Genomic DNA, 11,689 nt, shown 5'->3' with positions numbered 1-11,689 from the left:
GCTTCAATATCTGAAGCAGGTCGTCTGAAAAAAAGAGTTTATATTTGAGAGCCAATCTCAATTACAGGCGTCATTATACATACATGCTTGCATGGATACAAAGTATTTTTTATAATCCCCAACATTCCACTTAACTTGAAACAGGCATCATGCGGAAAACCAAAACCGAAGCTCTTAAAACCAAAGAACATTTAATGCTCGCCGCGCTGGAAACCTTCCACCAAAAAGGCATCGCGCGCACTTCCCTCAACGAAATCGCCCAAGCCGCCGGCGTCACGCGCGGCGCTTTGTATTGGCATTTCAAAAACAAAGAAGACTTGTTCGACGCCCTCTTCCAACGCATTTGCGACGACATCGAAAACTGTATGCATCAGGACGCAGCTGATAGCAATGAACAAGAGTGGCCGCTTTTCCGCCGCACCTTGATGCACTTTTTCACGCGTCTGCAAACCAACGACATCCACTATAAATTCCACAGCATCCTGTTTTTAAAATGCGAACACACCGATCAGAACGCCGCGGTCATCGACATCGCGCATAAACATCAATCCATTTGGCGCGAAAAAATTACCGAAGTTCTGACCAAATCCATCGCCCAACATGCCTTATCCGAAGATTTGGATACCGACATGGCGGTCATCTTCATCAAATCGACGCTGGACGGTCTGATTTGGCGTTGGCTCTCGTCCGGCAAAAATTTTGATCTCGCCCAAACCGCACCGCGTGTGATCGACATCCTCTTGGACAATCTGAAAAACCACCCGCAACTGCGTAAGCAAAAATAACGAACTGCATACAAGAAGGTCGTCTGAAAACAAATATTGTACGTTTTCAGACGACCTTTTATTTTTGCTGAGATTTCTAGTCTAGCAACTGTTACTCCCGCTTCTCAATCATGATTTTTCATCTACATCGAAATGGCAGCAATGACAATCACCATACCCACACACCAGCTCCTTCGTTTAAGAAAGGCGCAATCATGCGCCTTTTTTTACGGGCTTAACGATTAGGTATGTGTGTCCAAAAGAATGCGGAATCCGTCTATTTCGATGATGCCTCAATCCAAAATCTTGCCGACGATTTCGCCCACGTCTTTCGACAATCCTTCCTGCGCCCGAATGCGCTGCAATTCTTGTTTCACCAAGTTTTTGCGGTGCGGCTCGAGCTTGTTGCAGAGGTTGAACGCCTGCACTAAGCGGGCGGCGACCTGCGGGTTGAAGCGGTCGATTTCGATGACTTTGTCGGCGATGAAGCGGTAGCCGCTGCCGTCTTGTGCGTGGAAATACGGGACGTTGCGGCTGAAGCTGCCGATGAGCGAACGGGCTTTGTTGGGGTTTTCGAGGCTGAATTTCGGATGCTGCAAGGCGGTTTGAACCTGTTGCAGGGTGTCGCTGCGGCGGCTTGAGCCGACGAGGGCGAAATATTTGTCCATCACCAGCGCGTCGTCTGAAAACTTGTCGGCAAACTGCGCCAGCAGGCGGTTGCGCGTATCACTTTCGTTGCCGTTGACGGCGGACAGGATGCCCCATTCGTGGGTCATGTTTTGCGCCATTTCGCCGTATTTTTCGGCAACGGTTTCGATGTGGACGGGGTCGGCGCGCAGGACGAAGGCGCGGCAGACATTGCGCAACGTGCGCCAGCCGGCGGTTTCAGGGCTGTATTCATAGCTTTGGTTTTCCTGCTTCGCCGCCTGACGGTTCAATTCGTGCCATTTCGGCAGGAAGTGGGCGGCAAGCGTATCCAACAGGGCTTCGCGCGCCTGATGGTAACGCAGCGGGTCGATGTTTTCTGCGCCGTCCCACAGCTCGGCTTCAGACGGCACGCCCAAAAGCAGGGCTTTGAAGGCGTTGTCCAAGAGGTCGTCTGAAATGACTTTTTCGACGGCAGCAAGCAGTTTTTCGTGTTTCGGCAGCTCAACGCCGTCTGAAAGCGCGGCAAGGTTGGCGGCGACGGCGCGGCGGTAGAGCGTTTGGGCGGCTTCCCAGCGCGTGAAGGCGTCGCTGTCATGGGCGAGCAGGAGCAGCAGGTCGTCGTCGCTGTACGGATAGTTCAGATGCACCGGCGCGCTGAACCCGCGCAGCAGCGAGGGAACGACGGCTTCCGTTACGCCTTCGAGCGGGAAGGTTTGTTCGGCTTCGGTCAGCAGCAACACGGCTTCGGTTACGCGTTTGCCCTGATAATCGAATGCCACCGCTTCGCCGTTGCGGTTCAGCAACCCGACTTTGACCGGAATCATCATCGGCTGCTTGTCCGCCATATCAGGCGTAGGCGGCACGGTTTGTTTAATGGTTAACTCGAAAATATTGTTTTTCAGACGACCTTCCGCTTCCAAAACGGGCGTGCCCGCCTGGCTGTACCACAAGGCGAACTGGTCGAGATTGATGCCGTTCGCGTCCGCCATCGCCGCTCGGAAATCGTCGCAGGTCACGGCTTGCCCGTCGTGGCGTTGGAAGTAGAGCTTCATGCCTTTTTGGAAGCCCTCTTCGCCGAGCAGGGTGTGATACATCCGCACCACTTCCGCGCCTTTTTCATAAACGGTCATGGTGTAGAAATTGTTCATCTCCTCATAGCTGGCGGGGCGCACCGGATGGGCGGTCGGGCCTGCGTCTTCGGGGAACTGGTGCTGGCGCAGCAGGCGGATGTTTTCGATGCGGCGCACGGCGCGGCTGGCGCGGTCGCCGGAAAATTCTTGGTCGCGGAACACGGTCAGCCCTTCTTTCAGCGAAAGCTGGAACCAGTCGCGGCAGGTCACGCGGTTGCCCGTCCAGTTGTGGAAATACTCGTGTCCGACGACAGATTCGATGCCTTCGAAATCGGTATCGGTGGCGGTGCGGCTGTCGGCGAGGACGAACTTGGTGTTAAAGATGTTCAAACCCTTGTTTTCCATCGCGCCCATATTGAAATCGCCCACGGCGACGACCATGAAAATATCCAAGTCGTATTCCAAACCGAAGCGCGTTTCGTCCCACTTCATCGCGTTTTTCAACGATTCCACGGCAAAGCCGACCTTGGGCTTGTCCGCTTCGGTGGTGTAAAACTCGATTTTGACGTTCCTGCCGCTCATGGTGGTGAAACGGTCTTCCGTGACCGCCAAGTCGCCCGCGACCAAAGCAAACAGATAGCTCGGCTTGGCAAACGGGTCTTCCCATTTCACCCAATGGCGGTCGTCTAAAAACTCGCCGCCGTCGATTTTGTTGCCGTTGGAAAGCAAAACGGGATAGCGTTTTTTGTCCGCGACGATGGTGGTCGTGAACTTGGACATCACATCCGGACGGTCGATGTAAAACGTGATTTTGCGGAAGCCCTCCGGCTCGCACTGGGTAAACAGATTGCCGCCGGAAGCATACAGCCCCATCAGCGATTTATTCTCCGCCGGCAGGATTTCGGTTTCCACTTCGACGGTGAAGCGTTCGGACGGCGCGCCCGCAATCGTCAGCGTCTCGCCTTCCAACACATAATCCGCCGCCGCCCCGTTGATTTTGACGGACAAGAGTTTCGCCGAACCGTCCAACACCAGCGGCTCCCCCACCCTCTGCGGCTCGACCGTCAAACGGGATTTCACGACGGTTTGCGGTTCGGCAATATCAAAATGCAGGTCGGTTTCGAGAATACGGTAGGCAGGCGTTTGGTAATCTTTCAGATAATGGACGGTTTTGCTCATGGTTTTGCTTTCGGGTAAAAATTGGAATACAGACGGCAAGCATAACGTTTCAGACGACCTTAATTCAAGCCTTCTGTCGAATTTTTATCGTATAGTGGATTAAATTATAGTGGATTAAATTATAGTGGATTAAATTTAAATCAGGACAAGGCGACGAAGCCGCAGACAGTACAAATAGTACGGCAAGGCGAGGCAACGCCGTACTGGTTTAAATTTAATCCACTATAGCTATATCGCAGGCTCAAATGAAACCTTCCGCATCTTGGTATTTGCAACCCACAACGAAAAGGTCGTCTGAAACCCAAATTGGTTTTCAGACGACCTTTTTCATTTCAAACCGATAGGCTTATTTATTGAAGAAAATCAGCGTCCACGGCAAGACGTAGGCTTGCAGCAGGGTCAGCAGACCGACGAAGGTACAGAAAATCAAACTGTGTTTCACAGTGAAGCGGAACAGGTTGGATTCTTTACCTTCCAGACCGACTGCCGCGCAGGCGATGGCGATGGATTGCGGCGAAATCATTTTGCCGGTCACGCCCCCGGTGGTGTTGGCAGCAACGGTCAACTCAGGCACGACGCCGATTTGATGCGCGGTGCTGGCTTGCAGCGAGCCGAAGAGCGCGTTGGCGGAAGTGTCCGAACCAGTCAGGAATACGCCCAGCCAGCCGAGGAACGGCGAGAAGAACGGGAATACGGTGCCAGTGGCGGCGAGGACGAGTGCCAATGTGGACGACAGACCTGAATAGTTTGCCACGAATGCGAAGCCGAGTACCAAGCCGATAGACAGGATGGACAGGCGCAGTTCTTTGAGCGTTTCAAAGAAAGTGCCGACGGCTTCGGAAGGTTTCATTTTCAGCAAGGCGGCGGAAACGATGGAAGCAAACAGGATTGCCGTGCCGACTGCGCCGAGGAGGTCGATTTTGAACACGGCGGCGTATGGTGTCGGTTCGCTGACGATGGGCGCGGCTTTTTGTACCAAATTGTGCAGCATCGGCCAGTCGAATTTAATGGTGGCAACACCCAAAGCCTCTTTCACGCCCTTAATCGTCCACACGCTGACGAAAACGGTCAGGATGGCGAAAGGCGACCAGGCTTTGATGATTTGTCCGGCAGTGTATTCGCCCGCTTTGCGCTCGGCCGGTTTTTTCATGCCGTTGAAGGTGAAGATTTCTTTAGGCTGCCATTTTTTCAGGAAGGCAGACAGACAAACCAGGCTGACCAATGCGGAGGTTACGTCTGGCAATTCCGGACCGATGAAGTTGGCAGTAATGAACTGGGTAGTGGCGAAAGATACGCCCGCCACCAATACGGCAGGCCAAGTTTGGCGTATGCCGCGCATACCGTCCATCATGGCGACCAGCCAGAAAGGAACGATAATCGACAGGATCGGCAGTTGGCGGCCAGCGACCTGACCGATGTGGTAAGGGTCGAGGTTAGACACTTGACCGGCAACCAGGATTGGAATACCCATCGCGCCGAAAGCCACAGGCGCGGTATTGGCAATTAAACACAAACCGGCGGCGTAAAGCGGATTAAAGCCCAAGCCCACCAACAACGAGGCGGTAATCGCCACCGGCGCGCCAAAGCCTGCCGCGCCTTCGAGGAATGCGCCGAAGGAGAAGCCGACCAGCAACATTTGCAGGCGTTGGTCTTCGGTAATCGAAATCACGGAAGCGCGGATGATGTCGAACTGCCCTGTTTTCACGGTAATTTTATACAGGAACACGGCAGTAACGATAATCCATGCAATCGGCCACAAACCGTAAGCGAAGCCGTACAGCGCGGAAGAAACCGCCATGCCAGCAGGCATTCCGAAACCTAATACGGCAACGCCAAGCGCAATCAGAAGCGTATAAAGCCCCGCCTGATAGCCTTTAAGCTTCAGGACGGTCAGTGCGACAAAGAAAAAGATAATGGGCAGGAGGGCGACGGCTGCCGTCAAATATAGGCTGCCGCCCACTGCGGTATAGTTTTGAATCCAAGTTTCCATTGGGAAAATCTCCGAATATTTTTCTAATATACTTTCCTAAATTGGTAAAACCAATTTTTTGAACGGAGGACACTTTACGAAACTTTAATATGGCAGTCAATTATTTTTTTAAACAACCTTACTACATAAGTGCAAAATTGTTATTTAATTTTAAATAAAACAAAACATTATATGAATTGTAAAAATGTAACCCGATATAGTTTTAAACCATATTCGGGTAGAACAAGCCATATTGACGGGATATGGCCGGTTAATTAGAATACCGCGACATTGGGCATACCAATTTGGTCATGCCAATTTTGACGCAGATTGCCATTTCAGACGACCTGCCGCATCACATTATCGGATTTGAGTCTTCCTCATAAAGAAAACATGAGGGAAAAGAGGGAATTAAAATGACAAAACTGGTTCGGCCACAAAAAATCAGCGACCAAATATTGTCGATATTAGAAGAACGGATTGCGACGGGCGTTTACGAAGAAGGCGGCAAAATCCCGCCCGAACGCACGTTGGCGGAAGAATTCGGCGTATCGCGCCCGTCGGTCAGGGTCGCACTGAACATCTTGATTGCGCGACAGGTTTTGGAAGCGCGTCAGGGTGACGGCTATTACGTTTCCGTCAAACCGCAACAAGATTTCCTCCAAAGCTGGCAGGAATTGCTCGGCAAACATACCAACTGGGAAACCGACGTTTTCGATTTCAGCTGCCATATCGAAGGCTGCATGGCATCGCTGGCTGCCGAGCGGCGCACCGATGCCGATTTGAAACGGATTGATTTTTGGCGGCAAAAATTCGAATCCGCCTGCGAAAGCGGTCATCTGGAACATCAAAGCGAAGCCGACGTAAGCTTTCACCAAACCATCGCCGATGCCGCACACAACATCCTCTTCAGCCACCTCTCCGGCGGCCTGCTCAAAATGCTCTACCGCCAGACGCGTAGCAGCATCATCTATTCCAACCAAACCGAAGACCCGCGCCCCAAGCTGATCGCGCAACACCGCGCCATCTACGAAGCCATACTCGAACGCCGCCCTGCCGATGCCGCCGAAGCCGCCAAAATACACTTAAACTACGTCGCCAACAGCATCTTGCAAAACAGGGAATACAAAAGCCGCAACGAACACGCCGACACGCTGGCGCAGAACGACTTGAAGCGGGCGCAGGACTGGTAAACATTCAACACTTCTCAGATTAGAGCATGAATACTTCGGCGGCTAATCCTTCTTGCTGATATAAGTTCATGCACACAAAGGTCGTCTGAAAACCTGAATGCAAGGTTTTCAGACGACCTTTTTCTATTTCTTGTTTTACACATTAAGCCCATACAACAAGATTTGTCTGAAAATTAAACCTATTCAAATACCAATATTTATAACCATCCAACGCCTTGAAATTTAATTTATTTTAAGCGCAGACAGGCAAAAAAACGCCTCCTGCCGGGAGTTGGCGGAGGCTATCCAAGGAATTTCAAAAAAGTAACCCTAAAGAACTATGAAACTAGTCATAAAGAACTATATTACTAATCTGAACGGTTTGCAAGCTCGTTGAGTGGTCTTAAATTAACTTTACGTCCGAACAAGGCTTGGATTTCGGGTTGGTGGCTGATGCCGATGACGAGGGTGTCGAGTAAGGCACGTTTGAGGGTTTGCATCAGCGCCAATGCAGATTCGCCGTCGAGCTGGTTGGTGGCTTCGTCGAGGAACAGGATTTGCGGTTTGTGCAGCAGCGCGCGGGCGAGGCTGAGGCGTTGCTGTTCGCCGCCGGAAAGGATGCCGTGCCATTCGTATGGTTCGTCTAAATTATCTTTCAGGCGGCCTAGTCCGACTTGTTCCAAGGTCGTCTGAATAAGTCGATCGTCTTGGCAGACGGTGTGGGGATAGCTGACGGTGTGGCGCAGGGTGTCGGCGGGGAGGTAGGGGCGTTGGGGCAGGAAGAGGAGGCTGCCGTCGAGGGCAAAGCTGCCTTGGTAATACGGCCACAAGCCTGCGAGGGCGCGCAGCAGGGTGGATTTGCCGATGCCGCTTCTGCCCTCGAGCAATACCCATTCGGGGGTGTGGGCTTCGAGGTTGATGTCGGTAAGCAGTGGGCTGCCGGTTTGGGTGTGGACGGTGAGGTTTTGCAGGACGAGGATGCCGCTTTGGCGGCGGTTGTTTAAAGTCAGGGCGGGTGCTGGGCGGGCGGTGCTTATTCCTTCTTGTTCTACTTGTTCCAAGGCCGTCTGAAAACCGGAGAGGCGTTCGACGACTGCCGCCCATTCAATGAGGCGGCGGTAGGAGTCGGTAAACCAGCCGAAGCTGTCTTGGACGCGGGCAAACGATGTGCGGGTCTGCATCATGTCGCCGAAGGTCATGGTTTTGGCGAGGTACATGGGCAGGGTGGCGAGGATGGGGATGAAGATGCTGATGCGCACATAGGTCGCCCAAAAGGTTTCTTGGCGGAATTCGCAGTTGGTGAGCCGCCGCCAGTTGTCGCGGATGCGGAGGTAACGCTGTTTCAGACGACCTGTTTCGGCTTCGCCGCCGTTGTAAAAGGCGATTTGTTCGGCGTGGTCGCGCACGCGCAGGAGGGCGGCGCGGTAGTCGGCTTCGCGGTGCTGGCGGTCGATGTTGAGGTTTTTGAGTTTGTGGCCGACGAGGTGGGCAATCAGGGTGCTGATGACGGAATAAATCAGGGCAACCCAAACGAGGTAGCCGTGTATGGTGATGTCGCGCCCGCCGATATTGAAGGTCTGCACGCCGGAGAGCGTCCACAATACGGCGACGAACGCGCTGAATTTGGCAATATTATTGATGAAGGAGCGGAACAGCCCGATGCTTTTGTCGGCAAGGAGGTAGATGTCTTCGGCGATGCGCTGGTCGGGGTTGTCGGGTTCGCTGGTCAGGCGCAGGCGGTAGTGTTTGTGGCCTTCGAGCCAGTTTTGCTGGAATTGTTCGGTCAGGTGGGTGCGCCAACGGAAGATGAGGCGTTTTTGCAGCCAGTCGCCGCAAACGATGCAGCCGATAATCATCGCCATGTAGCCGAGGTATTCGATGATAAGCGCGGGCATGGATGCGCCGTCAAACGCGGCGAGCGCGTCGTAGAAACGTTTGTCCCACGCGGCGATCCAAACGCTGATGGTAATAGAGAATAGGGTAAATCCTATCAAAACGGCGAGCATCAGCCATTGGAGGCGGCCGTGTGCCCCCGACCAAAAAGGGCGGGCAAGGTAAAAGAATTTTTTGAGGATGTTCATGGGGGTGTGTTGGTACAAATAACGGGAGGTCGTCTGAAAATCTGCATCGACGGGATAACGGCATCAGACACGTTATCCGACGCTTTTGTTTCCTGATGGGTTTCAGACGACCGTTTGCAGATGTTCAAATGAAAATACCGATGCCGTCATGTCGATATGGGCGGACATGACGGCAGGGGCAAGAGGTCGTCTGAAAGCCGGATTGTGTTTTCAGACGACCTCTTTCTTTGCGGTAACGACATTGCTGTTTTCAGACGACCTTACATTTTCCACTTCAGGCTGAACACGGCATTGCGCGGTTCGCCGTAGAAGTTGCCATAGTTTTTTGTACGGTTGCTGTTGTTTTCATAGTAGCGTTTGTCAGTCAGGTTGTTGACTGCCAGCCCCAGTTGCAAATTATCGGTCGGACGGTATTGCAAACCGGCATTCCAAACGGTATAGCCGCCTTGTGGCAGCTTACTGCCGGTTTTGCTTTGACTGGACAAGCCCATACCGATACTTAACTTACCGTTTGCAAACGGCGGCGTATAGCTGCTGTAAGCGCGGAAAATGTGTTTTGGGGTCCAGTTGGCAAAATCGCCCTCGGTATTGGGATGGTTTTCTGTTTTGCGGATATTGTAGGTATAGCCGGCAAACAGTTTCCAATTTGCGCCGATTGCTCCGGAAATTTCCGCATCTACACCGCGGCTGCGTTCTTTTGCGGGAACGTAGTAGAAAGTCTGTTTCCTGTTGCCGCTGGCCGGAACGTTGACACGCACGCCGACGTTGGTGTTATCGGTTTGGAACAGGGAAACGGCCGTATTGAGTTTGCTCTGCATCCATTCGCCTTTCCAACCCAATTCGTAGTTTTTACCGACTTCGGGCGCGAGATAGCTGTTGTCTGCATTTGTTTTCAGAGTCGGTTTGTAGATGGATGTATAGCCTGCATAGAAGCTTTGCCCCAGCATGAAATCGTAAGTGATGCCGATGTATGGAATGAATTTGCTGTTTTTGACCGAATAGGTTTTTGCATCGTTGTCCGGAGCGCCTGCATAACGGGACCAGTTGTAATTGAAGTCGCGTTTCCAATGGGTATAACGTCCGCCTACCAACAGATGCAGTTTTTCCGTAGGATTGATGCGGGTACCTGCTGCAAGGGCGTGCGTATAGAAATGGTTGTTGCTGTCCATAATGCTGTATGGTTCGGCAGCCCAGTCCGGCTGGGGGATAACGGCAGAAAATGGATCGTAGCTGCCGGTTGCCTGCATACGGGTATGGTGCAGGGTATTGCGCTCTTTCGAATAATTATGAGTCAGGAAGATGTCGTGGGTTTGACCCAAGGCTTCAAACTTGCCGCGCAGGTTGTTTTGAATATGCAGATGTTTGCTGTCGTGCTGATAGCGGAAAGCCTGTTGGTCTTCAATACCGATGGATTGATTGGCTTTCAATCCGCTTTTGTCTGCCATTAAGAAAGCATACCTTTGGTCGGAGTGGCTGTTTCGCCAATCGATTTTGCTGTTCCATTTCCAGTTGTCGTTGAAGTAGTGGTCAAATTCTGCAAAAACACCGTTTTTGATGAATCGCCCATGATTCCAATCCGCACCGAAATAGCTGTCGCGCGGCAGACTGCTTCCGTCTTCCCATAAAGGTAAGCCGTTGAGATTGGGGGTGTTGAGCTGGGCGATACGATACGCACCGACAGAAACCTTGCTGTTTTCTCCGATGTCTTTTTCCAAAACGCCATAAAGAAGGCTGTTTTGCCCTTTCACTTTATCCTGAAATGTTTTGTCATGATCAAAACTGCCGACAATACGCCCACGGAGTTGGTTTTCTGAGCTTAAAGTGCCCGAGGCATCCAATTCGATATGCCGTTTGCCGAAACGGTCGGCTAAACCATTCATACTGATTTGTTTTTTAGCCGTCGGTTTTTTGCGTACGGCATTAATGGTACCGCCGGGCGCGCTGTTGGATTGGGTTAGCCCGGCCGCACCGCGCACAACTTCAATGTGGTCATACATGGCAAGGTCGGTGATGTTGTGCCCATCTCTGGCGGGGCTGCCAAATATGCCCGGCGCACCAATAGTAGTGGCCATGCCGTCTTCTTCCAATTTTTCAATATAGAATCCGCGGCTTTGGAAATGGGTGCGGTTCCCTTGGCGAACGACATTTACGCCAGTCGTTGTTTTCAACGCATCTGCAAGCGTAGTAATACCTTGATCGTTAATTTGGTTTTTTGTAATAACGCTGACCGATTGCGGCGTCTCACGCGGAGTCAATGCCAGTCCTGTGGTAGAACTCATAGCCGAAGTCGTATAGTCATTTCGATTTTCGGTACGCAGGCTGCGGTTTTTGCCGACCACATTGACCTGATTTAATTCCACCTGTTGTACTTCTTCAGCGGCTTGAACGGCTTGCGGCAGCGCGGCAAGGCAGAGTGCCAAGGTACTGAGTTTGAAAAGTTTCTCTTTATTTGAATGGTTCATTTGATTGATCCCGGATAAAGCTGTTGTCGTAAAATGTTTATTTTTATTTGATATTTATAGCCATAAAAACTATAAATATTCAAAGTATTAGGTTTTTCAGACGACCTTCGTCAGATAAAACGAATAAAAGTTATCAAACCCTTTCAGATAAAAAAATGTTGCCGCCGGGCGGAGTACCCAATGGCAACTACTTATCCAAGGTTGTAGAATAGATATAAGGAATTAGCTGAAAAATACTTATTAAGAACTATACTCTATCTGTAAAAATTGGCAATCGTTTTTTTCAGACGACCTCACGTTTTTTCACATACTCTTGCCATAAGTCAAAATTCTGTCCGGCAAAA

General features: G+C 51.6%; 7 protein-coding genes. 3 read left to right on the top strand and 4 right to left on the bottom strand.

All coding sequences use genetic code 11. The features are described 5' to 3' along the window. Positions 1 to 149: 149 nt before the first annotated feature. Positions 150 to 785, top strand: coding sequence for a multidrug efflux system transcriptional repressor MtrR (gene mtrR, locus J7445_RS00845; protein ID WP_049228086.1), 636 nt, complete (start codon positions 150 to 152; stop codon positions 783 to 785). Positions 786 to 1,057: 272 nt separating this feature from the next. On the opposite strand, the gene pepN is transcribed toward mtrR, so the two are convergent. Next, the gene (gene pepN, locus J7445_RS00840) at positions 1,058 to 3,661 is read right to left on the bottom strand and encodes an aminopeptidase N (protein WP_146736456.1); all 2,604 of its coding nucleotides are present in this window, start codon (positions 3,659 to 3,661) and stop codon (positions 1,058 to 1,060) included. A 346-nt stretch (positions 3,662 to 4,007) separates the two neighbouring features. Continuing rightward, positions 4,008 to 5,651, bottom strand: a complete 1,644-nt coding sequence (locus J7445_RS00830; protein WP_049228088.1) for a lactate permease LctP family transporter — start codon at positions 5,649 to 5,651, stop codon at positions 4,008 to 4,010. Positions 5,652 to 6,046: 395 nt separating this feature from the next. Between J7445_RS00830 and J7445_RS00825 the strand changes: the two genes are divergently transcribed. Beyond that, entirely contained in the window at positions 6,047 to 6,823 is a 777-nt protein-coding gene (locus tag J7445_RS00825) for a FadR/GntR family transcriptional regulator (protein WP_049228090.1), read from the top strand. A 347-nt stretch (positions 6,824 to 7,170) separates the two neighbouring features. On the opposite strand, the gene J7445_RS00820 is transcribed toward J7445_RS00825, so the two are convergent. Further along, a complete protein-coding gene (locus tag J7445_RS00820) occupies positions 7,171 to 8,883 on the bottom strand; it encodes an ABC transporter ATP-binding protein/permease (protein WP_070655044.1) in 1,713 nt (570 codons plus the stop codon). Positions 8,884 to 9,031: 148 nt separating this feature from the next. On the opposite strand from J7445_RS00820, the gene J7445_RS12325 reads away from it, so the two are divergent. Continuing rightward, a complete protein-coding gene (locus J7445_RS12325) occupies positions 9,032 to 9,166 on the top strand; it encodes a hypothetical protein (protein ID WP_280530502.1) in 135 nt (44 codons plus the stop codon). On the opposite strand, the gene J7445_RS00815 is transcribed toward J7445_RS12325, so the two are convergent. After that, entirely contained in the window at positions 9,144 to 11,345 is a 2,202-nt protein-coding gene (locus J7445_RS00815) for a TonB-dependent siderophore receptor (protein WP_070655166.1), read from the bottom strand. The genes J7445_RS12325 and J7445_RS00815 overlap by 23 nt on opposite strands. Between the last annotated feature and the right edge of the window lie 344 nt (positions 11,346 to 11,689).

Source organism: Neisseria sicca, assembly GCF_017753665.1.
GTDB classification, from domain to species: domain Bacteria; phylum Pseudomonadota; class Gammaproteobacteria; order Burkholderiales; family Neisseriaceae; genus Neisseria; species Neisseria flava.
This window is presented reverse-complemented; position numbering and strand designations above follow the sequence as displayed.